We start from the raw sequence: 26,657 nt of genomic DNA, 5'->3' as shown, positions 1-26,657 counted from the left end.
GCTGGTACCAACCGTGTTCAGTGGTGGACCGTTTGGGGACCCAGGGCAGGGCCCGCCTCACCTCCTCTCGCTGTCGGCGATGCCACCGGAGCCGGACCCGGAGCCGAATCCGGCCCCGGAGCCGAATCCGGAATCGGAACCGGAACCGGTGATGTCCTCGGGCCGCACCGGCACCTTCGCCAGCTCCAACCCCGTAGCGGCACGCAGCGCGTTCGCGATGGCGGGAGTCGACGACAGGGTGGGCGGCTCACCGACGCCGTTGAGGCCGTACGGCGAGTCCGGGTGCGGAAGTTCGAGCAGGTCGATGGGGACGTGCGGCATATCGGCGATGGTCGGGATCAGATAGTCCGTGAACGACGGATTGCGCACCCGGCCGTCCTCGACCCGAAGCTCCTCCATCACCGCGAGCCCGAGGCCCTGCGCGCTGCCGCCCTCGATCTGGCCTTCCACGGCAAGGGGATTCATCGCCTTGCCGACATCCTGTGCGGTGGCCAGTTCGACGACCTTCACGAGCCCCAGCTCGGTGTCGACGTCCACGACGGCCCGGTGCGCGGCGAACGCGAACGCGATGTGCGCGTCGCCCTGCCCGCGTTCGTCGTCGACGGGGAACGTGCGGCGGTGCGCGTACTCGTACTCCGCCTCCAACGGACCGTATTCGGCGAGCAGTTCGACCAACGACCGGTCACCGAGCACCGTGATCCGCTCGCGCAGCGCCTTGCACGCGCCTTGTACCGCTCCCCCGCTCATCCAGGTGATGCGCGACGCCGAGGACGATCCGGCGTCGCCGACCTGTGTATCGGCCGGGAGCACGACCACACGCTCGACGCCCAGCTCGGTCCGTACGATCTGCGTCTGTACGGTGACGATGCCCTGGCCGCACTCGGCGGCGGCGGTGTGTACCTCGGCGACGGGTTCGCCGCCGTTCAGGACGAGCCGTACGCGGGCCACGGAGCGGTCGTCGACGCCGCCGGAGAAGCCGATGGCCTTGACCCCGATCGCGTACCCGACGCCACGCCTGATGCCTTCGCCGTGGCTGGTGTTGTTGAGCCCGCCGGGGTTCCCGAACGGCCCTTCCCCCACCGGCGGCAGCGGCCGCGCACGCAACCGGTCCAACAGCTCCGCCGCCGGCGCGGGACCGTCCACCGCCTGCCCGGTCGGCAGCACCGTCCCGGTGGTCATCGCGTTGCGCACCCTCAACTCCGCCGGATCCATACCGAGTTCATGGGCCAGCTTGTCGAGGTTCGACTCGACGCCGTAGCAGGACTGCACGGCGCCGAAGCCGCGCATCGCGCCGCAGGGCGGGTTGTTGGTGAAGACGGAGAATCCGTCGATCTCGGCGTGCGGCACGTCGTAGGCACCGGCCGCGAAGTAGGAGCCGTTGGCGATGACGACCTGCGAGGTGGAGGTGTAGGCGCCGCCGTCCAAGAGCAGCCGCGCCTTGACGAACACGATCCGGCCCTCGCGCGTCGCCCCGTGCTCGAACCACATGCGGGCCGGGTGCCGGTGCACATGACCGTAGAAGGACTCCTCGCGGTTGTAGCTCATCTTCACCGGCCTGCCGGTGCGCAGCGCGAGCATCGCCGCGTGGATCTGCACGGACACGTCCTCGCGCCCGCCGAACGCGCCGCCCACACCGGACAGCGTGAGCCGCACCTTCTCCGGCGGCAGGCCGAGCGCGGCGCACATCTGGTGCTGGTCGTCGTGCAGCCACTGCGTCGACACGTAGACGTCGACGCCGCCGTCCTCCGCGGGGATCGCGAGCCCGGACTCGGGGCCGAGGAAGGCCTGGTCCTGCATGCCGACCTCGTACGTGCCGCTGACGATCACGTCGGCCTCGGCGCGAGCGGCCGCCACGTCGCCGTGGCGGATGCGGACGTGCCGGACGACGTTGCCGTGCCTCCCGTCCACGCGGTCGTGGTGGACCAGGGGGCCCACGCCACGTACCGCGTCCTCGGGGTCGGTGAGCGCCGGCTGCTCCTCGTACGCGATGTCGATCAGCGCCAGCGCCCTGCGGGCCGTCTCGGGGTGGTCGGCGGCCACGAGGGCCACCGGCTCCCCCTGGTAGCGGACGCGGTCGGCGGCGAGAACCGGCTGGTCGGAGACCTTCATGCCGTACGTCGCCCGCCCCGGGACGTCCTCGTGGGTGAGCACCGCCAGCACCCCGGGCAGCCGCAGCGCCGCGGTCGTGTCGAGCCGCACGATGCGGGCGCTCGGGTGCGGCGAGCGCAACGTCGCGCCCCACACCATGCCCTCGGCCCGCAGGTCGGAGGAGTAGGCGAAGTCGCCCTTGACCTTCAGTCGGCCGTCGGGGCGCGGGGTGCTGGCGCCGACGCCGTCACGGACAGCGGTGGCGGTGCCGGTTGCGGTGCTCACGGTCGGTCACGTCCCTTCTGGCTTGCGCTGAACGGGAGTTGAGCTTCGAACGTGGTGCGTTGTCGCTCTCGGTGGCGCTGTACGACGGCGCTGGTCTGTGGGGCTGTACGACGGCGCTGCTCTGTGGCGCTATTCGACGGGGCGTACGCGGCCGGCCCCGGAGGACCCCGAAGGGCCCGGCGCGACGGCCTGCGAGAGGCGGATGCGGAGCTTGCGGATGTGGTCGCGGGCCGCGAGATCGGCCGCGTCCGGGTCGCCCGATGTCATCGCCTCGAAGATGCGGCGGTGTTCGGCGACGGCGAGCCGCGGCGCCTCCTGACCGCGCCACAGTTGGTGCAGGGCGAGGTGGGCGCGGCCCTGGATGGTGTCGAGCGCCGCGGTGAGGTGGGGGTTGTCGGCCACCTCGCGGATCATCCGGTGGTAGGCCATGTCCATCTCGATGTGCGTGCGCTCGTCGACTCCGGTGCCGACCTCGCGCTCGTGCCGCTCAAGGAGGTCGCGCAGTTCGGCGACCCGTGAGGCGTCGAGCCGCTCGGTGGCCAGGCGGGCGGCGAGGCCCTCCATCACCTCACGGACGACGTACAGCTGCCGCACGTCCTCCACGTCGACCGTGGCGACCACGGCCCCCTTGTGCGGGACGTGCGTGGCGAGGCCGTCGTGGATGAGGCGCTGGACCGCCTCGCGCACCGGGCTGCGGCTGATGCTCAGCTGCGCGGCGAGGGCGGGCACGGAGAGCGCGTCGCCGGGGCGCAGCCGGTTCGCCAGAACGGCACCCTTCAGCTCCTCGTACGCCCGGTCCGCCAGGAGGCTGCCGGCCGCGACCGGATTGACCGCCCGCTCTGCGCTCATCTCAACTCCCCCTCACTGCTTGCCCGTTGGAGATACATGTTGCATGTAATGTTCGGGTGCGTCAATGGATCCGGCAGCGTTCGAACCCCCCTTCCGGCATTCCCGGCACTCCCCGCCGTCCCCGCTCCCCCTCCGACGCCCGAAGGGCAGCCGCAGGTGGTGGAAGAAGAGGTTCAGGAACACCGCCGTGAGCGTGCCGAGGATGATGCCGCTCTCGAAGAGCGCATGCAGCTGCCGCCCCGGCATCTGCTCGGCGAACTGCGGGAACGCGGTGGGCAGAAAGCCGACACCCACGCTCGCGGCGACGAGGATGGTGTTGCGCTGGTCGGTCAGGTCGGCCTGGAAGAGGATCTGCACGCCGACGACCGCGATGGTGGAGAACAGCACGATCGTCGCGCCGCCGAGGACCGAGGCCGGCATCGCGGCGACGATCGCCCCCACCTTCGGTACGAGCCCGAGCACCATCATGATCACGCCGGAGGACGCGACGATCCAGCGGGACTTGACCCTGGTCAGCCGGATCAGGCCGATGTTCTGCGAATAGACGGTGCTGGGAAAGGAGTTGAATACGCCCGCGACCGCGGTGGCCAGGCCGTCGGCGCGCAGGGCGCGGGTCACGTGCCTGCCCTCGACCTTCCGGTCCACGATCTCGCCGACGGCGAAGAACTGCCCGATGGACTCGACCGCGATGATGACCATGACCAGGACGATCGAGAGCACCGCGACGACGTCGAACCGGGGCGCCCCGTAGTGCAGCGGAGCCGCGGTGCCCAGCCAGGGCGTGGATCCGATCCCCGAGAAGTCGGCGAACCCGGCGAACGCGGCCACGACCGTACCGATGAACAGGCCGACGAGGACCGCCACCGTCGCGAGGAACCCCCGCGACAGCTTGTGCAGCAGCAGGATGACGACGAGCGTGACGGCTGCGAGCCCCAGGTGTTGCGGGGAGCCGAACGAGCCCTGGCTCGGGTCTCCCCCGCCCACCTGCCGCGCGGCGACGGCGAGCAGCGTGATCCCCACGATGGTCACGATCGTGCCGGTGACCAGCGGCGGGAAGAAGCGCACCAGCCTGCTGAAGACGGGTGCCACCACGAACAGGGCGAGCCCCGCCGCGATCACCGCCCCGAACACGGTCGGCAGGCCGGCCTTCGCCCCGCCCGCCGCGAGCCCCACGGACACCAGCGAGGGCACCGCGGTGGTGGACGTGCCCTGCACCACCGGCAGCCGGATGCCGATGCCCGGAAGACCGGCGGACTGCAGGAGCGTGGCGAGGCCGCAGGTCAGCAGCGAGGCGTTGACGAGCAGGGCGATGTCGTCGCCCTTCATGCCGATGCCCTCGGCGACGAGCAGCGGCATCACGACGGCGCCCGCGTAGAAGGCGAGCACGTGCTGGAACCCGTAGACGACGAGGCGCCACACGGAGGGCACGGAATCGACGGCGTCCTTGCGCCGCCCCTCCACCTCCGCCGTGCCCGGCTCCCCCGCCCCGTCCTGAGTCCCGTCCTGAACTTCCCTTTCGGACATGTGCGTTACTCCCTCCACCCGGTGGGCCGGGTGTTGTCTCGTGCGCACTTACCGGGGCCGTGGACGGACGGCCGTCACCTGTGGCTGTCAGTTCTGCGTGTTCTGCCAGTGCTGTCAGTGCTGTCAGTGCTGTCAGTGCTGTCAGTGCTGCCAAGGGGTCGTGAGCGGGCCGAAGCCGGCCCGGTGGACGAGGCGTTCGGCGCGTTCCTGGGCCTCCTCCATCAGCGCCTCCTCGTCGACGAGGGTGCAGCGCCCCTCCTCGACGACGACGCGACCGCCGACGACGGTCATCTCCACGTCGCCGCCGCGCGCGGAGTAGACGAGCGCGGCCACCGCGCGGTGCAGCGGGCGCAGGTGGGGGCGGTCGAGCGCCACCACGGCGAGGTCGGCGGGAGCGCCGGGCGCGAGCACCCCGGCGCCGTTGCCGACGTACCGGCCGCCTTCCCGGGTGGCCAGTTCCAGGGCCTCCTCGCAGCGCGCCACCGCCGGGTCGAGCGTGTCGAGGCGCTGGGCGAACAGGGTCTGCTTCATGACCTCGAACATGTCCTGGCGGTGCCCCGCACTGGGCCCGTCGGTGCCGAGCGCCACGACGGCCCCGGCGTCGCGCAGGCGGCGCAGCGGCATCACTCCGGAGGCGAGGTACGCGTTGGAGGCCGGGTTGTGGGCGACCGCGGCGCCGCGTTCCCCGACCGCCTTGGCCTCGGCGTCGTCGAGCCAGACGGCGTGCGCGAGGGTGGCCCGCTCGTCGAGGAGCCCTTCCGCGGCGAGCCAGCTCACGGGCCTGATCCCGTACGCGTCCAGGTAGCTCGCCGGGTCCTTGGCGCCCTCGCTGCAGTGCGTGTGCCACCGGGCGCCGAACTCATGGGCCAACCCGGCGGCGCCGCGCATCAGTTCCTGGTCGCCGTAGCTGAGGTTGAGCGGGGCGGGCCAGATCTCGACGGCGGAGCCGGGCGGCCGGGCCCGCATGCAGTCCCGCGTGATGTCGAGTTCCTCGGCGACGGAGTAGCGGAAGAGCTCGTCGGGCAGTCCGCGCGCGGCGGCGACGGCGGTCTTGTGCCCGATCATGCCGCGCGCGACGACGCCGCGGAGTCCGGTCGCCTCGATGGCGCCGGCCACCGAGAGAACCGTTTCGGCGTCGGTCGGCGCGTAGTGATTGTCGACGACCGTGGTGATGCCCGAGCGCAGCGCCTCCACCGCGCCGAGCGTCGCCGCGATCCGCGCGTCCTCGGCGTCCACCGCGATCGAGTACGGCCACATGAACTCGCACAGCCACGGCCAGATCGACTGCCCCTCGCCGAGGCCCCTGGCCAGCGCCTGGAAGAGGTGGCTGTGCCCGTCCACGAACCCCGGCAGCACCGCCCGGCCCCGGCAGTCCACCACCCGCGCGCCCCGCCACCCGGCCTCGATCTCCGCCGCCGGGCCCACCGCCACGATCCGGTCGCCGGCCACCGCGACGGCGCCGGGCTCGTACACGTTCCTGCCGTCGTCCACGGTGACCACGTGGCCTCCGGTGAACAAGAGGTCGCACTGCCGCACGGAGTCCATTGAGCCTCCAGGGTCAAGGGGGTCTCGGCCATCGGCCCGGCCATATTTCACATTGCATGCAACATATTCCGGCCACTGGAACTGTCAACCCCTCATGCCCGTACGGGACTTACGCAACCGGGCGACGCTCAGTCCGCCAACTCGTACGCATAGTCCGCCGTGAACGTCCCCGGCTCCCCCTTGCACCCGTCCGACTCCCCGGGCAGCTTCACCCACAGATACGCGTCGATCCGGGACTCCCCGGTCCGCAGCGTCGGGGACCGGCCCAGGGTGCGGCCGTCGGGGTCGCACCACTCGCCGTCGGGCGGGGCGCCGTTGCCGTTGCGGCTCGTGTCGATGACGGCGCCCAGGCCGCTCGGCCCGCCCATCGCGGCGAGCACCTTGCGGGCGTACGCGGTCTCGTCCAACGTCCGGTGGAAGTTGGAGACGTTGGTGAACACGCCGTCGGACGACGCGGCCGACGCGGCGCCCGCCGCGCGAAGGCGGGCTGCCTGGGTGCCGGGCGGGTTCCAGGCGGAGTGTCCGGCGTCGTAGTAGACGCGGGCGCGTGGGTTCGCGGACTTGAGGGCCCGGCCCGCGTGCGCCAGCGCCTCGTAGCGGTCGGCCTGTCGGCTCTTGGAAAGGCACTCGGTCTGGGACAGCGCGTCGGGCTCCAGGATCACGATGACCTCGCGGGAGCCGAGCCCCCGCGCGAACCTCTCGATCCAGTCACCGTACGCGTCCAGGTCGGGCGCCCCGCCCTCGGAGTGCCCGCCGCAGTCACGGTCGGGGACGGCGTAGGGCACGAGCACCGGCACCTGCCCTGCGCTCGCCCCGGCCGAGGTGACCGCACGCACCCGCGAGGTGATCGTGGCGGGCGCGTAGTCGGCGAACCAGACGGCGGCCGGGCGGTTCGCTATCCGGGACTCGATGAGCGGGCGGCGCGGGTCGGAGCGGTTGGCCCGCACCCATTCGAGGACCTGGGAGTCGCCGTACCGGTACAGGCCGCTCGCGGCGGGCGGGGCGCTCGACGGCTTCGGCCGGGCGGGGGCCGACTTCTTGGGCTTCGGCTTCGGCTTCGAACTCTTCGACGGTGAGGGCGAGTTACTGGTCGGCGACGGGGTCGGCACCGCGGGCAGTGGGCGCAGGCTCGGAGACCCACTGACGGTCGGGCGTGCCTCGTCGGCCTCGGCCCTGTCGCGGTCGAGGGCGGACACGAGGCCCACTACGGTGCCGACGGCCACCACGGCCGAGGCCGCCGCGGCGAGCGCTCCGCGCGCCGTCCTGCGGCGCCGCTCCGCCCGCCGTTCGGCCAGCCGCCGCGCGCGTAAGCCCGACACCGCACTCACCCTCCCCCTCCAGGTCCGCCGTTCCCTCGTTCTGGGGAAGCCCCCGGCCAGCCGACGTCCGCGTAAGGCTACGGCTGGGACGCTGCGTTCATGGCGCAGTTGGAGCGGTTCGCACAGGCCCGGATCCCCGCTCAAGGGGTCGACATCGTGATCGCACGGATGCGCGCGCTCGGCGCGGATCTGCCACCGCGCGACGGCGTGGCCGTCTTCAACCGGGTCTATCTCTCCGTCACGGAGGAGGTCGACCGGGTCATCGACGGGGGGCTCGCGGGCGGCTTCCCGGACCGGGGAGCGGCGGTCACGCTGGACGTCCGGTTCGCCGAGCGCTATCTCGTGGCGGTCGACGCGGCGGCCCACGGCGCGCGCCCGCCCGCCTGCTGGCGGCCCCTGTTCCAGCTCCGCCGGCATCCCGGCGTACGCCCGTTGCAGTTCGCGCTCGCGGGCATCAATGCGCACATCGGGCACGATCTGGCGCTCGCCGTCGTGGACGCGTGTCGCACGCTGGGCTGCGAACCGGACGCACTGGAGGATGAGTTCGAGCGCGTGGGCGACCTCCTCGTCTCGCTGGAGGAGCGCATCCGCGAAGAGCTGATGCCGGGCCCCGACCTGCTCCAGGTCGCCGATCCGCTGACCCATCTGCTCGGCGCGTGGAGCCTGGAGCGCGCCCGCGACGGCGCGTGGGGAGCGGCCCGCGCCCTGTGGGCGCTGCGCGATCTGCCGTCCGTGGAGGCCGAGTTCGCGCACCGTCTCGACGCGTCGGTGGGTCTGGTCGGGCGGATGCTGCTCACTCCGCTGCCGGACTGACTCGGCCGAAGCCGCCGGAACATCCGTACCGCAGCGGAGGGAACACCCGTACCACGTCGGTACGTTGACACAGAGATCCGCGCTGGCACAGAGATCCACGCTGACACAGAGATCCACGCTGACACAGAGATCCACGGTGTCGAACAGACCCGGCGAGCAAAGGAGCACGCGCATGGCGACGACGACCCGACTCGGCCTCGGACTGCCCCAGATGAAGCAGTACGACATCGGCAGGGACATCCCGGACGTGGCGCGCGCGGCGGAGGCCGTGGGCTACGACAGCCTGTGGGTGTTCGAGCGGATCCTGTACCCCGAGCCCGCCACCCAGGGCCTGTACGGGATTCCCGGCCTGCCCTGGCCGGACCAGTACCGCTCCGTCGCCGACCCGCTCGTCGCGCTCACCCTGGCGGCGTCCGCCACGTCCCGCGCACGGCTCGGCACCAGCGTCCTCGTGGCGCCGCTGCACATCCCCTTCCAACTCGCCCGTTCCCTTGCCTCGTTGGACGCGGCGAGCGGGGGCCGCGTCGTCGCGGGGCTCGGCACGGGCTGGTCGCACGACGAGTACGCGGCGGCCGGCGTGGCGCCCTTCGAGCGGCGCGGCAAGGTGCTCGACGAGCTGGTCGACGTGTGCCGCGCGGTGTGGGGCCCGGACCCGGTGTCGTACGAGGGTGAGCTGACGACCGTCGCACCGGCCGTGGTCGGCCCCAAGCCGGCCGGACCACTGCCGATCCTGCTCCCGGCGAACAGCCCGAGGTCGGCCCGCCGCATGGTCGACAAGGCGGACGGCTGGATGCCCGCGGCGATGGGGGCCGAGGGCCTCAAGCAGCAGTGGGCCGACCTCCAGGCGCTCGCGGAGGAGCGCGGCCGCACCGCACCCCTGCAGACCGTGCTGCGCGTCAACACGGTCCACACCCGCGAGCCGTACACCGGCGAGGACCGCAGGCCGTTCCAGGGCAGCATCGACCAGATCGTGGAGGACCTGGTCGCGCACGACGAGGTGGGCCTGGAGGAGATCATGATCGAACTCCAGGGCCAGGCCCGGGACGCGGAGGAGCTCAAGGACGTCGCGGCGGAGCTGTACGAGAAGGCGCGCGCCGCAGGCGTCTGATCTCCCGGCCCACTCAGTCCTCCGGGAGCTCCACCGGCGCGATCTCGTCGAACACATCGCCCGGGCCGGGGTTCGACGCGTCCGTGCTGCCGCCCAGGTGGTGCATGACGCCCCACACCGCGTTCAGCGCGGTCTGCACGGCGCCCTCGGCCCACCCGGCCGTCCACGAGATGTCGTCACCGGCGAGGAAGATGCCCCGCCGGTCCTCGGGCAGGGTCTCCTGCATGAAGTGCGTGAACAGGCGGCGCTGGTAGCGGTAGTGGCCGGGCAGGTTCGCCTTGAACGCGCCCATGAAGTACGGCTCGTTCTCCCAGGACACGGTCACCGGGTTGCCGATGATGTGCTTGCGGATGTCGACCTTCGGATAGATCTCGCCGAGCGACTTCAGCATGACTTCGAGGCGCTCGTTCGCCGACAGCGGCAGCCACTTCAGGCTGTCGTCGCACCACGTGTAGGAGAGGCAGATCGTGGCGGGCTTGTCCGGCCCGTCGTCGAGCAGGTAAGTACCGCGCGTCATCCGGTCGGTGAGCGTCATCGACATGACGTCACGACCCGTGGCATTTCCCTTGTCGTCGACGGACTTGTCGAGCCAGAACGGCCGGTCCACCGGCACGAACAGCTTGCTGGACTCCATGTAGTGCGTGCGCTCGATCGCCGTCCAGTGGTCGATCGGGAACAGCTCGTCGTCGCAGTCCACCTTGGACAGCAGCATCCAGGACTGCGCGGTGAAGATCGCCGTCTTGTACGTACGGATGTCGCCGTCGGCGTCCGTGACGGTGATGTGGTTGCCGGCGGTGCGGGACAGCCGGGTCACGGCCGGGCGCGGCTTGCCGTCCACGTGCAGGGTGGAAAGCGAGGTCCCGGGCGCCCAGTGCACGATCTTCTCCGGCTCGCGCTCCCACAGGCGCAGCGGCAGCTGCTGCGAGCCGCCCTCGATGCCGCGGTGGTGGTCGTCGGCCTCGGTGTAGACGACGCGCAGGATTTCCAGAATGGAGTTGGGGAAGTCCGTGTCCCAACCACCCGTACCGAAGCCGACCTGGCCGAAGATCTCCCGGTGCCGGAAGGACTTGAACGCCTCGGACTCGCAGAGGAACCCGTAGAAGGTCTGGTTGTCGAGCTTCTCGACGAGCTTGCCCCAGATCTCGCGGATGCGCGGCACGTCGCGCTCGCGCATCGCCTGGTTCATGTCGGAGAAGTCGGCGCCCTCGTCGAGGCACTTGTTCCAGGCCTCGGCGACGTCCCGGTAGACCTGCGGGAGGTCGGCGATCGTCTCGGCGTAGTGGGACTCGCCCTTGAGGTCGACGACGGTCGAGGGCGTGGCCTCGGAGAGGGGGTTGGGGAACGCCCTCGTCTTCAGGTCGACCATGTCGATGTAGTGCTGCAGCGCCGTGGACGACGGCGGGAAGCGCATCGCGCCCATCTCGGCGGTCAGGTCCGAGGCCCCCGCCGGGGTGCCCTCGAAGCCGACCGTACGCAGCCGGCCGCCGATCTGGTCGGCCTCGTACACGACGGGCTTGAGGCCCATCTTCATCAGCTCGTACGCGGCGACGATGCCGGACAGGCCGCCGCCGATGACCGCGACCTCGGTGCCGTGCTCGGTCGCGGGTATCTGGCCGAGGCCCGCCGGGTGGGCGAGGAAGTCGTCGTACGCGTACGGGAAGTCCGGCCCGAACATCGTGATGGGCGGCTGGCCCTCGGTGTGCTGGGCGGCGGTGGGCACCGTGGACGTCATGGGGTACGGACTCCTTGCGGGTACTGAAGTGCTGGGCAGGAAGCGGGAGTTGAGGCGGTGCGGTAAGCCTCGAAGGGTGAGCCTCGGGAGGCGGGCGGCAGGGCCGTTCAGGAGGCGAGCGAGCCGTAGAGGCCCGGGCGGCGGTCGCTCAGATACGGGTTGGCCGCGCGGGAGGCGGCGAGGAAGTCGGGGTCGGCGTCGGCGAACACGAGCTCCTCGCCGCGGCCCGCTCGGGCACGGGCCACCCCGTCGGGACCTGCGAGCGTGGAGAGCCCGACGAACTCGAACTCCCCTTCCGCGCCGACCCGGTTGACGTACGCGACGTACATCTGGTTCTCGAAGGCGCGCACCGGCACGACCGATTCGGCGACGAACTGGAAGGGGTGCATCTGCGCCGTCGGCACGAGCAGCAGGTCGGTGCCGGCGAGGGCGTGCGCGCGGACGTTCTCCGGGAACTCGACATCGTAGCAGATCATGAGGCCGACCCGCAGACCGTTCACCTCGGCCTGAACCACCGGCTGTTCACCGGGGGTGAACTGCTCGCGCTCGAAGCAGCCGAAGAGGTGCGTCTTGCGGTAGTTCGCGAGGCGGGCGCCTTCGGCGGAGATCAGTTGTACGGAGTTGAAGACGGCGTCGCCCGCGCGCTCCGGGTAGCCGTAGGCGACGGCGAGGCCGTGCCGGTGCGCGATCTCGGCGATCGCGTCGGCCGCGTCCCCGTCGGCGGGCTCGGCGAGCCGGGCCACGTCGTCCCCGATCGCGTACCCGGTCAGGAACATCTCCGAGGTCACGAGGACCCCGGCGCCCGCGGCGGCGGCCCGGCCCGCGGCCGCGTCGAGAACCTTGAGGTTCGCAGCGGTCGAGCCGGGGTGTCCTGAGCTCTGGAGCAGGGCGGTGCGCATGCGTGTCCTCAACCGGTACGGGGCGGGGTTCGGGGTCACATAGAGTCTGCGGTCGCCCGTCACCCCGGACAAGAAGCACCTGTTGCACGCTGCCGAGCTGTTCGTTGCGTGATTTTCCCGCCGAACGGCGATTCGTTGCGCGGGGGCCGTGGGCCTCGCTCAGACCCCGCTACGCAGGCGATCCCGACGTGAAACGCCGCATCAACGGCGACAGCACCAGCACCGATTTCGTCCGCTCGACGAACGGCTCCCCCGCGATCCGCTCCAGGACCCGCTCGAAGTGCCGCATGTCGGAGGCGAAGACCTGCACGATCGCGTCCGCCTCACCGGTGACGGTGGAGGCGGACACGACCTCGGGGTAACGCTCCAGGCCCCGCCGGATCGCCTCCGGCGAGGTGTTGGAGCGGCAGTACATCTCGATGAACCCCTCGGTCTCCCAGCCGAGCGCGGCCGGGTCGACGCGCACCGTGAACCCGGTGATCGCGCCGGTGGCCCGAAGCCGGTCCACGCGGCGCTTCACGGCGGGCGCGGACAGGCCGATCTGCTGGCCGATGTCGGCGTAGGAGCGGCGGGCGTCCTCGGCGAGGGCGTGCACGATGCGTTCGTCGAGATCGTTCAGCAAGGCAGGAGGTTCACTTTTCTGCGTCTACGAGGCCCGCGTCCGGGGCGGCCAGGCGGGAGCGGCGCATCCCGTAACTGAAGTAGAACACGAGACCGACGGCCATCCAGACACCGAAGACGATCCAGGTGATAGCGGACAGGCTGCCCATCATCCACACACAGAGCGCGAAACCGATGATCGGCAGGACCGGCGACAGCGGCACGCGGAAGGTGCGCTTCATGTCCGGGCGGGTCCGGCGCAGCATGATCACGGCGATGTTGACCAGGGCGAACGCGAAGAGCGTGCCGATGCTGGTGGCGTCGGCGAGCTGGCCGAGCGGAATGGCGGCCGCGAGCACACCGCAGAACAGGGACACGATGACCGTGTTGGCGCGCGGCGCCCCGGTCTTCGGGTGCACCTTCGAGAACACCTTGGGCACGAGGCCGTCGCGGGACATCGCGAACAGCACGCGGGTCTGCCCGTAGAGCACGGTGAGTACGACGGACGCGATGGCGATGACGGCGCCGGCGGCGAGCACCGTGCCCCAGAAGGGCTGCCCCGTGACGTCCTTCATGATCGCGGCGAGCGTCGCCTCGGAGTCGGTGAAGTGCGTCCAGGGGCGGGCGCCCACGGCGACGGCGGCCACGAGGACGTACAGCGCGGTGACGATGATCAGCGACAGCATGATGGCGCGCGGCAGGTCGCGCTGCGGGTTCTTCGCCTCCTCACCGGCGGTGGAGGCGGCGTCGAAGCCGATGTACGAGAAGAAGAGCGTGGCACCCGCGGCGCTCACGCCCGCCATGCCGAGCGGCATGAAGTCCTCGTAGTTGCCGGACTTGAAGCCCATGAAGCCGATGACGCAGAAGAGGATCAGGGCCGCGATCTTCACGGCGACCATGATGGTGTTGGCCCGCGCGGACTCCTTGGCGCCGCCCAGCAGGAACACCATGGCGAGCATCACCACGATGAGCGCGGGCAGGTTGAAGATCCCGCCGTCACCGGGCGGCGCGGACAGGGCGGCCGGGATGGTGACGCCTATCGTCCCGTCGAGCAGCTCGTTGAGGTACTCGCCCCAGCCGACGGCCACCGCGGCGACCGAGACCCCGTACTCCAGGACCAGACACCAGCCGCACACCCAGGCGAGAAGTTCGCCCATCGTTGCGTACGCATACGAATAGGAGGAGCCGGCGACCGGGATGGTGCCGGCCAGTTCGGCGTACGAGAGCGCCGAGAAGAGCGCGGTGAGACCGGCGATCACGAAGGACAGCGTGACGGCGGGACCGGCCTTCGGGACGGCCTCGCCGAGCACCACGAAGATGCCGGTGCCGAGCGTGGCGCCGATGCTGATCATGGTCAGCTGCCAGAGCCCGAGGGAGCGCCGCAGCGATCCGCCTTCGCCCTGGCCGCCCTCCGCGACCAGCAGATCTACCGGCTTGCGCCGCATCAGGCGGGCGCCGAGTCCCGCGGGCGCGGGAGCGGCTTGCGGGGTGCGCGGGGGTGCGCCGTGGTCGAGCACGGACTGGCTCCTTGATCGCTGCCGGGTGAGGTTGACCGCAGCGAGGGGGACGCGGCGGAGCACACCCGTCAAACGGGTCCCGCCGAGCAGGCCGAACCCCCGCCACGCAACGTACAGCGGATGACTCTAGAGGAGTTCTGTTCCCAGGAGTAATGCAGCAACCTTGCGCAGTCGCGCATGATCGTTGCGCTACCTTCCCGGACACGGACGATCGTTGCGCGGTCCGTTTGGTCCGTTGCGCCCGGGTGTGCTCGGTTCGGTCTCCCCATGAGGCGAAAACGACGAACCCCGCGCCCCTCCGAAGAGGGACGCGGGGTTCACGGTGCTTCGTGCTGCTAGCTCCAGCTGGCGTGCAGCGGCTTGCCCTCGGCGTAGCCGGCGGCGGACTGGATGCCGATGGTGGCGCGCTGCTCGAACTCGGCGAGCGAGTTGGCACCGGCGTACGTGCAGGAGGAGCGGACACCCGCGATGACCGAGTCGATCAGGTCCTCGACGCCCGGGCGCTCCGGGTCGAGGAACATCCGCGAGGTGGAGATGCCCTCCTCGAAGAGCGCCTTGCGGGCGCGGTCGTAGCTGGACTCGTCGCTCGTCCGGTTCTTCACGGCGCGGGCCGAGGCCATGCCGAAGGACTCCTTGTAGGCGCGGCCCTTGGCGTCGTGCTGCAGGTCGCCCGGGGACTCGTACGTGCCCGCGAACCACGAACCGATCATGACGTTGGAGGCTCCGGCGGCGAGCGCCATGGCGACGTCGCGCGGGTGCCGCACGCCACCGTCGGCCCACACGTGCTTGCCGTACTTCTTGGCCTCTGCGGCGCACTCCAGGACGGCGGAGAACTGCGGCCGGCCGACGCCGGTCATCATGCGCGTGGTGCACATGGCGCCGGGTCCGACACCGACCTTGATGATGTCGGCGCCGGCCTCGATCAGGTCCTTGACGCCCTCGGCGGCCACGATGTTGCCCGCGACGATCGGCACCTGCGGGTCGAGCGCGCGGACCTTCTTGATCGCCTCGATCATCGACTCCTGGTGGCCGTGGGCCGTGTCGATGACGAGCGTGTCGGCGCCGGCGTCGAGCAGCTGCTTGGCCTTGCCCGCCACGTCGCCGTTGATGCCGACGGCGGCGGCGATGCGCAGCTTGCCGTTGGCGTCGGTGGCCGGGGTGTAGAGGGTCGCGCGCAGGGCGCCGGTGCGCGTCAGGATGCCGGCGAGGCGGCCTTCCTTGTCGACGGCCGGGGCGTAGCGGCGGTTGGCGCCGTCCAGCTTGTTGAAGGCGTCGCGCGGGTCGATGTCCGCGTCGAGCAGCAGCAGGTCCTTGGACATGACCTCGGACAGCTGCGTGAAGCGGTCGACGCCGGTCAGGTCCTGGTCGGTGACGACACCGACGGGCCGCTGCTCGTCGTCGACGACGACACCGGCGTTGTGCGCGCGCTTGTTGAGCAGCGCGAGGGCGTCCGCGACGGTCTGCGTCGGCGCAAGGACGATCGGGGTGTCGAGCACCAGGTGGCGCGTCTTGACCCAGGAGATGACCTCGGTGACGACCTCGATCGGGATGTCCTGCGGAATGACGACGAGGCCACCGCGGCGGGCGACGGTCTCGGCCATACGACGCCCGGCGATCGCGGTCATATTGGCGACGACCAGCGGGATCGTGGTGCCCGTGCCGTCCGGCGACGAAAGGTCCACGGCCTGCCGGGAGCCGACCGCGCTCCGGCTCGGCACCATGAAGACGTCGTCGTACGTCAGGTCGTACGCGGGCTTGATGTCATTGAGGAAACGCACGTGCGGACATCCCAGTCGGTAGAAGGGGGCCCCAGAAGTCTGCTCCCGGAGCACAAAGCACGTACTTCATTTTCCCACGTCAGCCGAAGTCGAGTCTCCGGGCCGAACATCCCAAGGTCAGAGCCGATCCTTGGATGATCCTCCGAGCTCCACGCGGATCTGCGCGGCCGAGGCCTGTGCGAACACCTCACGGGCGGTCTCCCACTGGCCGGGCTGCCGCTCGGCGAACCCGGCCCACCCGCTCACGACCACGACGAGCGGCGCGCCCTCGGGGGCCTCGGGCAGCTGGCCCGGATCACCGAGGGCGTCGGCAAGGGCGTCCCAGTTCCGCCCGAACCACGACGGCAGCCCGAGCGCGGCGGCGCACCGGTCCATGAACCCGTCCTTGTCGACGACTCCATGAAGATCAATCCGCGGCACACCCACCGAACCCTCCCGCCTCGCTGAGCCCTTCAAGCCCCGCCGACGATTGCCATTTCAAGCCCCGCAGGGGGCACCTCCCAGCGTTAGCTGGGGGAGATTGAGGCGCGGGGCCCGGGGCAGAGCCCCGCGACGCCGACCCCGCCTCCGGCCTCACACACCATCCGGATCAGCCCGCTGCAACGCCGGCTTCGGCGCAGACCCGGCCGCCAACAGGAAATCGGCCGCAGCCGTGTCCGTGACCAGGCTGGTCACGAGCCCCGACCGCAGCACCGCGTCGATGGCGCCAGCCTTCCGCTGGCCACCCGCGATCGCCACGACCTCCGGTATCCGCCGAAGACGATCCGCCTCGACGGTGATGCACCGCTCCCCGAGGTCCCGCCCGACCCGCCGCCCCTGCGCATCGAACAGGTGCGCAGACATCTCGGCGGCGACACCCAGGGACGCATAGTGCGCGCGCTCCTCGTCGCTCAGCATGTCGTGCACGGTCGAGATGCCCGGCTCCCAGGAGCCGATGGACACGCACGCGACGGTGACCTTGTCGAAGTACTCGAAGGCGCGGGCGATCCCCGTCTGGTTGCGCAGCGCCCCCGCCGTCGCGGCGTCCGGCAGCAGCATCGGCGCGTAGATCGGGTGCGCGTCGCCGCCCGACACCTGCGCCGCACGCCGCACGGCCTCCACGGAGCCGCGCTCCGCGGTCCCCGCGTCGTACACGCCCGTCAACTGCACCACGGTGCACGGCGGAAGCCGGTCGAGGGCGGCCGCCATGTGGATGGTGGAGCGGCCCCACGCGAGGCCGAGCACATCGCCCTCGGTGACCAGCTCGCCGAGCAGATCGGCGGCGACCTCGCCCAGGTTCTCCGGGTCGGAGGAGTCGTCGATCTCGGCGGGCGACTCGACCACGACCGCGTGCCGCAGGCCGTAGCGGGCCCGCAGCGCGTCGGAACGCTCCGCGTCCAGCTCGGCAGGGACCCGGATCTCGATGCGTACGAGATCCCGCTCGAGGGCGGTCTCGAGGACCCGTGCCACCTTGAAGCGGCTCACGCCGAACTCCTCGGCGATCTGGATCTTGGACTTGCCCTCGAGGTAGAAGCGACGGGCCATGGCCGCCGCCTGCACCAGCTCCGCGGGTCCCATCCGCAGGGCCGCCCGTCCCGCCGATGATGCGGACACGGCGTTCTCCTCACTTCTTTTACGTCACGAAACTTCTTTTACGTCATGAGATCGACTGCTGCTCACGAATCGGCTCACGGACCATCTGCTGTTCACAACCTGGATACGTCGTTCATCCTTGCAGATCCGACGCGGTTGATCAGCCCCGATGGACGTCGTTCACGTACCGGTGGCTCAGTGGTCGCACGCCCAGCCCGCGGACGCCGTGGCGCCCTCCGCCTGGGTGCGCAGTGCACGTACCGCCTCCGCCGGATCCTTCGCCCCGTAGACGGCCGAACCGGCTACGAAGACGTCGGCGCCCGCCTCGGCGCACCGCTCGATCGTCGCGGCGGACACTCCGCCGTCGACCTGCAGCCACAGCTCCAGACCGTGCTTCCCGATCAGCTCACGGGTGCGGCGGATCTTGGGCAGCATGATGTCCAGGAACGCCTGCCCGCCGAATCCCGGCTCAACCGTCATGATCAACAGCATGTCGAGCTCGGGGAGCAGATCCTCGTACGGCTCGATCGGCGTCGCCGGCTTCAGGGCCATCGAGGCGCGGGCGCCCTTGGCGCGGATCTCACGCGCGAGCCGGACGGGGGCGGCGGCCGCCTCCGCGTGGAAGGTGACGGACCCGGCACCCGCTTCGACGTACTGAGGGGCCCAGCGATCGGGGTCCTCGATCATCAGATGGCAGTCCAGCGGGGTGTCCGTCGCGCGCGCCAGCGACTCTACGACCGGAACCCCGAGGGTCAGGTTCGGGACGAAGTGGTTGTCCATGACGTCGACATGGAGCCAATCGGCGCCTTCGGCTGCCTTTGCCTCGTCGGCAAGGCGGGCGAAGTCCGCGGACAGGATGCTGGGGTTGATCTGCACGGCCATGACCCAAGCGTGCCATGCCCGGCGCCGGTTGCCCGCCTCGGTCCGGACCAAGCCCTGAGACCGATACCGAGCCGTGCCCGCCCGTGCCATTCTGGGCGGCTCGCAGCGGGGGTCGGCGGTTGGCCCCCGGAGTACCGCGCACGACGCAGCGGGGGACGCCATGGCGGACGTACAGAGCACTGTGAGCACGGCGCCCGGGCGCCGTGGAGTGGCGCGGCTCGTGTGCGGGCGGCGCAGCAAGTGGCTGGTGCTCCTGCTGTGGCTCGTCGTCCTCGTGGGCAGTGCGCCGCTCGCCCAGAAACTCACCGACGCACAGGACAACGACGCGCAGTCCTGGCTGCCGGGCTCCGCCGAGTCCACCCAAGTCCTCGACATCTCCAAGGACTTCAGGCCGGAGACCATCCCCGCCGTGGTGATCTACGCGCGCGAGGGCGGGCTCACCGTGGCGGACCGCGCCCGGATCGCCAAGGACGTCGCCCAGATCAAGCAGCTGAGCGCGCACGGGGTACGGGGCACGGAGACCCGCGGCCCCGTCCTCGACAAGAGGCCGGGCCCGTCGGCGGCCCAGGTCTACGTCCCGGTCACGATGGACGCCTCGGGCTTCGAGCGGATCACCCCCGCCGTGGACTCCATCCGCGACGCGACCGGCACGTCCGTGGGCGATCTGAAGATCCACATCACGGGTCCCGGCGGCACCTCGGCGGACTTCTCCGAGGCCTTCTCCGGCATCGACTCGACGCTGCTGCTCTCCGCGCTCGGCATCGTCATCGTCATCCTGCTGTTCACGTACCGCAGCCCGTCCCTGCTGCTCGTACCGGTACTGAGCGTGGTGGCGGCGCTCTTCACCGCGCAGGCGCTGATCTATCTCCTCGCGGAGAACGCGGGGCTCACCGTGAACGGGCAGAGCGCGGGCATCCTCACCGTCCTCGTGTTCGGCGCGGGGACGGACTACGCGCTGCTGCTCGTGGCCCGATACAGGGAAGAGCTCCGCCGCCACGAGGATCGGCACGAGGCGATGGCGCTCGCCCTGCACCGGGCGGGCCCGGCGGTCCTGGCCTCCGGCGCCACCGTGGTGCTCAGCATGCTGATGCTGCTCACCGCCGAGATGAACTCGACGCGGGGGCTCGGCCCGGTCGCCGCGATCGGGGTCGCCGTCGCCCTGCTCGCGATGCTGACCCTGTTCCCCGCCCTGCTCGTGATCTTCGGCCGCTGGATCTTCTGGCCGCTGATCCCGCACATGGGCAGCGCGGAACCCACCGAGCGCGGCGTGTGGGCGCGCACCGGGCAGCGGATCGCGCGCCGTCCGCGGATGATCTGGACCGTGACAGCCCTGGCGCTCGCCGTGCTCTCCCTCGGGCTGATGCAGCTGAAGGCGGAGGGCATCAGCAACGCCGACTCGTTCACCGACAAACCCGACTCGATCGTGGGACAGGAAGTCTCGGCGGAGTACTTCCCCGCGGGCGCCGGCGACCCGCTCGTCATCGTCGCGAACCAGGGGCAGGGCCTGGAGGTGCGCCGCGCCGTCGCCGCGACGGACGGCGTCGTACGAGGCAGCATCGGCGTCCCGCCGAACACCAAACCCGCGGCCGACGGCCGGGTCCTGTTCGAGGCGACGACGACCGCGCCCGCCGACAGCCAGGCCGCCAAGGACACGGTGGACCGGGTGCGCGACGCGGTGCACGCGGTGGACGGGGCGGATGCCAAGGTGGGCGGCGGCACAGCGGCGCTGCTCGACATGGACCGGGCGACGGCGCACGACAACAAGCTGGTGATCCCGCTCGTTCTGGTGGTCGTCCTGCTGATCCTGTGCCTGCTCCTACGGGCCCTGGTGGCGCCCCTGTTGCTGATCGGGACGGTCGTCCTGTCCTTCGCGGCGGCCCTCGGCATCAGCGCGCTCGCCTTCCGCCACCTCTTCGACTACGCGGGCGAATCGACGGACTTCCCGCTCTTCGTCTTCGTGTTCCTGGTGGCGCTCGGCATCGACTACAACATCTTCCTCACGACCCGCATCCGTGAGGAGGCCGCGCGCCAGGGCACACGCCCCGGCGTCGTCACGGGCCTGGCCGCGACCGGCGCGGTGATCACGTCGGCGGGCCTGGTCCTCGCGGGCACCTTCGCGGCCCTCGGCACGCTCCCCATGGTCGCCTTCGCCGAAATCGGCTTCGCGGTGGCGATCGGCGTACTCCTGGACACATTCGTGGTCAGGTCGGTCCTGGTGACAGCCCTGTTCCTGGACGTGGGCCCAAAGGTCTGGTGGCCACACGCACTGTCCCGGTCGAGCGCTCCCCAATCAACCCCGCCCGCGCCCAAATCAAGCGAGCCCGGACACCAATCAGGCTCGGCCGAGCCCAAATCAAGCCCCGCCGGCGATTGAGGCGCGGGGCCCGGGGCAGAGCCCCGCGACCCCAGCGCCGCACGACCGCAACAAGACCTACGCGGTACGCCGAATCAACGCCAAATACATCGCGTCGGTCCCATGCAGATGGGGCCAGAGCTGCACATCCGGCCCCTCCCCAAGCCCCGGCACACCTTCCAACAGAGGCCGCGCATCAATGAGTTCGGCCCCGCCGACCCCCTTCAGCACGTCCTCGACGACCGCCCGCGTCTCCGCGAGATGCGGCGAGCACGTCGCGTACCCCACGACACCCCCCACCCGCACGGACTCGAGCGCCTTGCGCAGCAGGCCCCGCTGCAGCGGAGCGAACCCCTCCAGGTCCTCGGGACGCCGCCGCCACCGCGCCTCGGGGCGCCGCCGCAGCGCGCCAAGTCCGGTGCAGGGCACGTCCATCAGGATCCGGTCGAACGTCCCGGGCCCCCACGGCGGCCGTGTCCCGTCCGCGGCGATCACCTGGTAGGGCCCCGGGTTCCCGGCCAGCGCCTTCGCGACGAGCCCGGCCCGGTGCGGCTGCTTCTCCGACGCGAGCAGCGTCGCGCCGCGCTCGGCGGCGAGCCCGGCGAGCATGGCCGCCTTGCCGCCGGGGCCCGCGCAACCGTCGAGCCACTTCTCGTCACGGCCCTCGACCGGAGCGTTCGCCAGTGCGATGGCCACCAGCTGACTGCCCTCGTCCTGCACACCGGCCCGCCCCGACTTCACGATGTCGAACGAGCCGGGTTCGCCGCCCTCGGCGAGCCGCACGGCATACGGCGACCAGCGCCCCGGAAGCCCCGACTCCTCACCCACCTCGGCGAGTACGGCCTCGGCCGTGGTCCGCCCCGGGCGCGCCACGAGCGTGACCTCGGGCCGCTCGTTGTCGGCCTCCAGCAGATCCTCGATCCCGGCACGGCCGCCGCCCAGCGAGTCCCACAAGGCGGAGACGACCCATCGCGGATGCGAATGCACCACGGACAGATGGTCGTCGGGATCCTCGTCGTACGGCGGCGCGACCCGCTCGACCCACGCGTCGAGATCGTGCTGCGAGACCTTCCGCAGCACGGCGTTGACGAACTTGGCCCGCCCGTCACCGAGCACGACGCGCGCCAGCTCGACCGATGCGGACACGGCGGCGTGCGTCGGGATCCGCGTACCGAGCAGCTGATGCACGCCAAGGTTCAGAACGTCCAGAACCGGCGGATCGACCTCGCGCAGCGGCCGGTCGATACAGGCCGCCACGATCGCGTCGTACGTCCCCTGCCTGCGCAGCGTCCCGTACACGAGCTCGGTCGCGAGCGCGGCGTCCCGCCCGTCGAAGTCGCCCTTCTCGCGGGCCTTGCGCAGCAGCGGCGGCAGCACGAGGTTCGCGTACGCGTCCCGCTCGTCCACCGCGCGCAACGCCTCGAAGGCGAGGATGCGCACGGGGTCCTTCTTGGGACGACGGTGGGGCTTGCCGGGCTTACGAGGGGGCCGGCCGGGCTGGTCGCTCAAAGGTGCTCCGCTGCTGGGATCGTACGGGCGCTACGCACGGGTCGTACGCCGGGATGAACCCTCCCAGGGTACGTCCCGGCGCCGACAGCGGTCCTCGTGGGCCCGTCAGCCCAGGGTCTCCCCCGCGGCGATCCGGGTGCCCCGCGCCCAGTCCGCCGCGGCCATCGGCTTCTTGCCCTGCGCCTGCACCCAGAGCAGCTCGACGGCGTGCGAACCGGTGCCTACGTAGAGGTTCTTCTTGCCCGCGCCGATCTCACCCGGCGCGAGGTCGGTCCGGTCGGGCGCGAGGACGGCCGTGCGCACCTTGAGCCGCTCGCCGCGGAACTCGGTCCAGGCACCCGGCGCGGGCGTGCAGCCGCGGACGACCCGGTCGACCCGCAGGGCCGGCGCGCTCCAGTCGATACGGGCGTCCTCCACGGTGATCTTCGGCGCGAGGGTGACGCCGTCGGCGGGCTGCGGCACGGCCTCGATCGTGCCGTCCTCGATCCCGTCCATCGTCGCGGAGAGCAGCCCGGCGCCCGCGAACGCGAGCCGGGTCAGCAGGTCACCGCTGGTGTCGGTGGCACGGACCGCCTCGGTCACCGTCCCGTACACGGGCCCGGAGTCGAGCCCCTCCTCGATGAGGAACGTGGACGCGCCGGTGATCTCGTCGCCCGCCATCACCGCGTGCTGCACGGGCGCGGCGCCACGCCAGGCGGGCAGCAGCGAGAAGTGCAGATTGACCCAGCCGCGGGCGGGCACGTCGAGTGCGATCTTCGGGAGCAGCGCCCCGTACGCGACGACCGGGCAGCAGTCGGGAGCGATCTCCCGCAGCCTCGCCAGGAACTCCTCGTCGCGCGGCTTGGCCGGCTTGAGCACCTCGATGCCGGCCTCCTCGGCCCGCTGGGCGACCGGGCTCGCGACCAGTCGACGGCCGCGCCCCGCCGGTGCGTCGGGCCGGGTGACGACCGCGGCGACCTCGTGCCGGTCGGAGGCGATCAGGGCGTCCAGGGCGGGAACGGCGACCTCGGGGGTGCCTGCGAAGACGAGCTTCATCGGTGGCGTACAGCCTCTCGGGGCAGGGTCACGGGCAGCGCACCAGTCTATGGGCGTCGTGCGGCGGGCGCGTACGGGGCGCACGTCCTGACGTGCGCCCCTCGCATATGCGGATGCGCCCGAACAGCGTGACCCCACACCGGATGGCGCGTTGGTCAAGAAAGAGTTGACCAGTCATGGGCCGCAATCGGTCATTCGTCATAGTTCACCCGTCTTCGTCGGTGTCGCTTGACGCGAGCGTGGCCCGATCCTTTTTTATCGCCGGTTCGAGAGGCTTGTTCATGGCCGACCACGCAACCCACGACGCCCAGGCACGGGCCAGCCTGCATCTTCTTGTGCGGGACATCGAGCGGGTCCGCCGTCAGGTGGACGCACTGCGCACCCTCACCGCACAGCTGGGCAACGTCTACCGCCCGCGCCGCTCAGGCCCCTCCGCGGGGTTCGTCGTCTACGGGAGGGCGCCCGCCCCCACCGTCCGTCTCGCCCAGGAACTGCGCGACAGCGTCGAGACGTTGGTCACCGCAGCCGTGGACTTCGACCGTTCGCTGGGCTTCTCCTGGGACGCGGTGGGCTCCGCGCTCGGCGTCACCAAGCAGGCGGTCCACCGCAGGTACGGGGCGCGCAGGGCGGCCACCCAGGCGGCGGCCGAGGCCGAGCGCGGGGCGGAGGTCCCGGCGTCGCCGACGTCCGCCGTGCCGTCCCCGGCACAGGCCGCGCGCCCCACCGTGCCGATGGGAGCGGGCCCGCTGTCGGCGGTCCCCGCAGCCCGCGCTCTGCCCACCCAGCCGACCGCGGGCGCCACGGGCCTGCGCGACGACGCGCGCCCCAGCGCCTTCCCCGGCCCGCGCCACGGCTGAGCGGCCGCGCCACCTGCCGCTGCCTCCCCGTACGCGACCTGTCGTACGCGGAGGCAGCGGCATGTGACTGCGGCGTCGATCGTGCCGCGCATCGAGAGCGACCGGGCGCCGGCCCTCTCACCCGATGTCGAGCGGATCCACCCGAACCCGTACGGGCTCGCCCGCGCCCCGCGCCATCCTCGCCGCCTGCGCCTGCTTCAGGGCACGCGCGAGCACGGAGCCACTGCCCGGCGGCACCCGCACCAGCACCCGCTCCCACTGCTCCCCGGCCGGCGGGCCCCCGCCCCGCCGCCCGCCACCGGGTATCGCCTCGGGCACCGGCACGGGGCCCAACACCTCGGCGTCCCCCGGAAGTTCCACCGCCCCCATGAACCCGGCGACCGCCTCCGCCGTCCCCGTGACCGCCGCCATCCGTGACACAGGCGGAAATCCGAGCTCGGCCCGGTCCGCGAGCTCCCGCACCGCGTGCCCCGCGGGGTCCCACCGCACCAGCGCCTGCACGGGCCGCAGCGTGGGCTCGGCGACCACGACCACGGCGCCGCCCACCTCCTGCGGCCGCACCAGCGCGGACGCCGCGATCCACCGCCGCAGCGCCTCCTCCCCCGCCCGCAGATCGGCCCGCCCCAGCATCGCCCACCCGTCGAGCAGCAGCGCCGCCGCGTACCCGCCCTCGGCGACCGGCTCGGCCCCCGGCGTACTCACGACGAGCGCGGGCGTCCCCGGAACCGTGTCGAGCACCTGCTCACGCCCCGACGTCCGCACCGGCACGGTGGAGAACGCCCGCCCCAACTCCTCTGCGGTACGCCGCGCCCCGACGACCTGCGCCCGCAACCGCGTACCCCCGCACTCGGCGCACTGCCAGCCGCCTTCCTCTCGCCCGCACCACCCGCACGCGAGCACCCCGGTCGCCTCCCGCGCCTCCAACGGCCCCGCGCACTGCCGGCACCGGGCGGGCTCACGACACCGCTGACACGCGAGCCGCGGCACGTACCCCCGCCTCGGTACCTGCACCAGCACAGGCCCCTCGCGCAACGCGGTCCGCGCCACCTCCCACGCGAGACTCGGCAGCCGGGCGGCCCGCGCCGCCTCGTCGCGCGCCACGTCCCGGTCCCCCACGGTGCGTACGAGTGGAGCGACCCGCCGTACGACGTCCCGCGGCGCGCTCACGGCGGCGGCCCACCCGCTGCGCACCAGCTGGGCGGCCTCGACCGTGCAGCTCCAACTCCCCAGCAGGAACGCGCACTTGTCGCGCGTGGCCCGCAGCTCCAGGACCTCCCGCACATGCGGGAAGGGGGCATGATCATCGCTGTGGTGCTGGTCCCCGTCCTCCCACACCACGACGAGTCCCAGGTCCCGTACGGGAGCGAACATGGCCGCCCGCGTCCCCACGACGGCCCGGGCGCCCCCCCGCCGCACGGCGAGCCACTCGGAATACCGCCGCTGCTGCCCGGCATCGGCCGTCAGCAGGGCATGCTGCCCCTCCCCCAACTCCTCCCGCAGCGCGGCATCGACGCGCGCCGCGAGCCGCACGGTCGGCACGACGACCAGGGCCCCCCGCCCCGAAGCGAGCGTCGCCCGCACGGCCCGAGCGATCTCGTCGGCCCACTCGGGCCCGGGCAGCGCCGTCCACACGGCCCGCGGCGCACCGCCCGTGGCCAGCGAAGCCACGAAGTCGGCCCCTCGCTCGTACCGCGCCCAGGAACCGGCCTCCGGAGCCTCCGGCGGCGCGGGAGGAGCAGCGAACTCCCGGGCCTCGGCCTTGGCATGCCGCGGCGGAATCGCGAGCTGCAGCACATCGGCAAGGCTGCCCGCATACCGGTCGGCGACAGCCCGGGTCAGCCCGAGCAACTCCGCATCGAGCACGGGCTCGGGCGACACGACCTGCGCGAGCGCGGCGAGCGGCCCCTGATATTCGGCCTCGGCCACCCGCTCGACAAGAAACCCGTCAATCAGCCCACCCCCTTCACGCCGCCCGTCCCGCACGTTCCGGTTCCCCGCCCCGAACCGCACCCGCACCCGCACACCCGGCTGCGCGGCGGCATCCAGCTCCTTCGGCACCGCGTACTCGAAGTACCGGTCGAGGTGCAGCACCCCCTTGTCCACGAGCACCCGCGCCACCGGCAGCTCCTCGGCCAGCGCCGCTCCCCGCCACGTCCGCGGCTTCGCCTTCGGCACTTTGGCAGCCCGCACGCTCTCCCGGATCAACGCAAGCTGCTCCGGCTCCCCGCCCTCGTCGCCCCTGTCGTTCTCGCTGCTCACACGTGCATTCCTACCAGAGGGGACTGACACCGGGGCGGCCCAGAAGCGGCCCGGAAACGCCGAAGGGCCCGGCCCTCCCGAAGGAGAACCGGGCCCCAGGGACCGATCAACGGCTCAAGGCCTACCGGTCAAT

The 26,657-nt window shown here is 71.6% G+C and carries 20 protein-coding genes; 4 read left to right on the top strand and 16 right to left on the bottom strand.

Annotation, left to right across the window (positions count from 1 at the left end):
• Positions 1 to 57: 57 nt before the first annotated feature.
• The 5 genes from OG746_RS34450 to OG746_RS34430 all read right to left on the bottom strand — a co-directional run bounded on the left by OG746_RS34450 (position 58) and on the right by OG746_RS34430 (position 7,586).
• A complete protein-coding gene (locus OG746_RS34450) occupies positions 58 to 2,373 on the bottom strand; it encodes a molybdopterin cofactor-binding domain-containing protein (protein WP_266721865.1) in 2,316 nt (771 codons plus the stop codon).
• A gap of 129 nt (positions 2,374 to 2,502) precedes the next feature.
• On the bottom strand, positions 2,503 to 3,222 hold the full coding sequence (locus OG746_RS34445; protein ID WP_266721863.1) for a GntR family transcriptional regulator: 720 nt from the start codon (positions 3,220 to 3,222) through the stop codon (positions 2,503 to 2,505).
• Positions 3,223 to 3,234: 12 nt separating this feature from the next.
• On the bottom strand, positions 3,235 to 4,746 hold the full coding sequence (locus OG746_RS34440) for a nucleobase:cation symporter-2 family protein (RefSeq protein WP_266721861.1): 1,512 nt from the start codon (positions 4,744 to 4,746) through the stop codon (positions 3,235 to 3,237).
• Positions 4,747 to 4,887: 141 nt separating this feature from the next.
• Positions 4,888 to 6,291: an amidohydrolase family protein gene (locus OG746_RS34435; RefSeq protein ID WP_266721859.1), complete on the bottom strand. Its 1,404-nt coding sequence runs from the start codon at positions 6,289 to 6,291 to the stop codon at positions 4,888 to 4,890.
• A 128-nt stretch (positions 6,292 to 6,419) separates the two neighbouring features.
• Positions 6,420 to 7,586 (bottom strand): glycoside hydrolase family 6 protein, encoded by a 1,167-nt coding sequence (locus OG746_RS34430; protein WP_266725614.1) that lies wholly within the window; start codon positions 7,584 to 7,586, stop codon positions 6,420 to 6,422.
• A gap of 123 nt (positions 7,587 to 7,709) precedes the next feature.
• Here OG746_RS34430 and OG746_RS34425 point away from each other — a divergent pair, with 123 nt between their 5' ends.
• Both OG746_RS34425 and OG746_RS34420 read left to right on the top strand, forming a co-directional pair.
• The gene (locus OG746_RS34425) at positions 7,710 to 8,423 is read left to right on the top strand and encodes a DUF5995 family protein (RefSeq protein WP_266721857.1); all 714 of its coding nucleotides are present in this window, start codon (positions 7,710 to 7,712) and stop codon (positions 8,421 to 8,423) included.
• A gap of 172 nt (positions 8,424 to 8,595) precedes the next feature.
• Positions 8,596 to 9,531, top strand: a complete 936-nt coding sequence (locus tag OG746_RS34420) for an LLM class F420-dependent oxidoreductase (protein WP_266721855.1) — start codon at positions 8,596 to 8,598, stop codon at positions 9,529 to 9,531.
• 13 nt (positions 9,532 to 9,544) lie between these two features.
• Here the strand turns inward: OG746_RS34420 and OG746_RS34415 are convergent, their stop codons facing one another.
• The 8 genes from OG746_RS34415 to rpe form a co-directional block, all read right to left on the bottom strand.
• Positions 9,545 to 11,263 (bottom strand): flavin monoamine oxidase family protein, encoded by a 1,719-nt coding sequence (locus OG746_RS34415; RefSeq protein ID WP_266721853.1) that lies wholly within the window; start codon positions 11,261 to 11,263, stop codon positions 9,545 to 9,547.
• A gap of 107 nt (positions 11,264 to 11,370) precedes the next feature.
• Positions 11,371 to 12,162, bottom strand: coding sequence for a carbon-nitrogen hydrolase family protein (locus OG746_RS34410; RefSeq protein ID WP_266721851.1), 792 nt, complete (start codon positions 12,160 to 12,162; stop codon positions 11,371 to 11,373).
• A 169-nt stretch (positions 12,163 to 12,331) separates the two neighbouring features.
• A complete protein-coding gene (locus tag OG746_RS34405) occupies positions 12,332 to 12,784 on the bottom strand; it encodes an Lrp/AsnC family transcriptional regulator (RefSeq protein ID WP_266721849.1) in 453 nt (150 codons plus the stop codon).
• A gap of 10 nt (positions 12,785 to 12,794) precedes the next feature.
• Positions 12,795 to 14,279, bottom strand: a complete 1,485-nt coding sequence (locus tag OG746_RS34400; protein ID WP_266721847.1) for an amino acid permease — start codon at positions 14,277 to 14,279, stop codon at positions 12,795 to 12,797.
• Positions 14,280 to 14,614: 335 nt separating this feature from the next.
• Positions 14,615 to 16,057, bottom strand: coding sequence for a GuaB1 family IMP dehydrogenase-related protein (locus OG746_RS34395; protein ID WP_266721845.1), 1,443 nt, complete (start codon positions 16,055 to 16,057; stop codon positions 14,615 to 14,617).
• Positions 16,058 to 16,174: 117 nt separating this feature from the next.
• Positions 16,175 to 16,477, bottom strand: a complete 303-nt coding sequence (locus OG746_RS34390; protein WP_323179756.1) for a barstar family protein — start codon at positions 16,475 to 16,477, stop codon at positions 16,175 to 16,177.
• A 153-nt stretch (positions 16,478 to 16,630) separates the two neighbouring features.
• Complete coding sequence (locus tag OG746_RS34385) at positions 16,631 to 17,614, bottom strand: sugar-binding transcriptional regulator (protein WP_266725612.1); 984 nt, start codon at positions 17,612 to 17,614, stop codon at positions 16,631 to 16,633.
• 210 nt (positions 17,615 to 17,824) lie between these two features.
• Positions 17,825 to 18,511 (bottom strand): ribulose-phosphate 3-epimerase, encoded by a 687-nt coding sequence (rpe, locus tag OG746_RS34380; RefSeq protein ID WP_266721841.1) that lies wholly within the window; start codon positions 18,509 to 18,511, stop codon positions 17,825 to 17,827.
• Between the two features lie 160 nt (positions 18,512 to 18,671).
• Between rpe and OG746_RS34375 the strand changes: the two genes are divergently transcribed.
• A complete protein-coding gene (locus OG746_RS34375) occupies positions 18,672 to 20,885 on the top strand; it encodes an MMPL family transporter (RefSeq protein ID WP_266721839.1) in 2,214 nt (737 codons plus the stop codon).
• A 57-nt stretch (positions 20,886 to 20,942) separates the two neighbouring features.
• Here OG746_RS34375 and OG746_RS34370 read toward each other — a convergent pair whose 3' ends face one another.
• Positions 20,943 to 22,373 (bottom strand): RsmB/NOP family class I SAM-dependent RNA methyltransferase, encoded by a 1,431-nt coding sequence (locus OG746_RS34370; RefSeq protein WP_266721837.1) that lies wholly within the window; start codon positions 22,371 to 22,373, stop codon positions 20,943 to 20,945.
• 105 nt (positions 22,374 to 22,478) lie between these two features.
• On the bottom strand, positions 22,479 to 23,408 hold the full coding sequence (gene fmt, locus OG746_RS34365; RefSeq protein ID WP_266721835.1) for a methionyl-tRNA formyltransferase: 930 nt from the start codon (positions 23,406 to 23,408) through the stop codon (positions 22,479 to 22,481).
• A 281-nt stretch (positions 23,409 to 23,689) separates the two neighbouring features.
• Between fmt and OG746_RS34360 the strand changes: the two genes are divergently transcribed.
• A complete protein-coding gene (locus tag OG746_RS34360) occupies positions 23,690 to 24,265 on the top strand; it encodes a hypothetical protein (RefSeq protein WP_266721833.1) in 576 nt (191 codons plus the stop codon).
• Positions 24,266 to 24,382: 117 nt separating this feature from the next.
• Here the strand turns inward: OG746_RS34360 and OG746_RS34355 are convergent, their stop codons facing one another.
• Positions 24,383 to 26,524 (bottom strand): primosomal protein N', encoded by a 2,142-nt coding sequence (locus tag OG746_RS34355; RefSeq protein WP_266721831.1) that lies wholly within the window; start codon positions 26,522 to 26,524, stop codon positions 24,383 to 24,385.
• Positions 26,525 to 26,657 lie beyond the last annotated feature (133 nt).

This window comes from Streptomyces sp. NBC_01016, assembly GCF_026341035.1.
Classification (GTDB): Bacteria; Actinomycetota; Actinomycetes; order Streptomycetales; family Streptomycetaceae; genus Streptomyces.
The sequence above is the reverse complement of the archived record's forward strand: the minus strand, read 5'-3'. Positions and strand labels throughout refer to the sequence as shown.

What these genes read in the sequence shown, in the direction of transcription:
- OG746_RS34445 (WP_266721863.1), bottom strand. Translation starts at nt 3,222, where the DNA reads ATGAGCGCAGAGCGGGCGGTCAATCCGGTCGCGGCCGGCAGCCTCCTG.
- OG746_RS34440 (WP_266721861.1), bottom strand. Translation starts at nt 4,746, where the DNA reads ATGTCCGAAAGGGAAGTTCAGGACGGGACTCAGGACGGGGCGGGGGAG.
- OG746_RS34435 (WP_266721859.1), bottom strand. Translation starts at nt 6,291, where the DNA reads ATGGACTCCGTGCGGCAGTGCGACCTCTTGTTCACCGGAGGCCACGTG.
- OG746_RS34425 (WP_266721857.1), top strand. Translation starts at nt 7,710, where the DNA reads ATGGCGCAGTTGGAGCGGTTCGCACAGGCCCGGATCCCCGCTCAAGGG.
- OG746_RS34420 (WP_266721855.1), top strand. Translation starts at nt 8,596, where the DNA reads ATGGCGACGACGACCCGACTCGGCCTCGGACTGCCCCAGATGAAGCAG.
- OG746_RS34415 (WP_266721853.1), bottom strand. Translation starts at nt 11,263, where the DNA reads ATGACGTCCACGGTGCCCACCGCCGCCCAGCACACCGAGGGCCAGCCG.
- OG746_RS34410 (WP_266721851.1), bottom strand. Translation starts at nt 12,162, where the DNA reads ATGCGCACCGCCCTGCTCCAGAGCTCAGGACACCCCGGCTCGACCGCT.
- OG746_RS34385 (WP_266725612.1), bottom strand. Translation starts at nt 17,614, where the DNA reads ATGGGACCCGCGGAGCTGGTGCAGGCGGCGGCCATGGCCCGTCGCTTC.
- rpe (WP_266721841.1), bottom strand. Translation starts at nt 18,511, where the DNA reads ATGGCCGTGCAGATCAACCCCAGCATCCTGTCCGCGGACTTCGCCCGC.
- OG746_RS34375 (WP_266721839.1), top strand. Translation starts at nt 18,672, where the DNA reads ATGGCGGACGTACAGAGCACTGTGAGCACGGCGCCCGGGCGCCGTGGA.
- fmt (WP_266721835.1), bottom strand. Translation starts at nt 23,408, where the DNA reads ATGAAGCTCGTCTTCGCAGGCACCCCCGAGGTCGCCGTTCCCGCCCTG.
- OG746_RS34360 (WP_266721833.1), top strand. Translation starts at nt 23,690, where the DNA reads ATGGCCGACCACGCAACCCACGACGCCCAGGCACGGGCCAGCCTGCAT.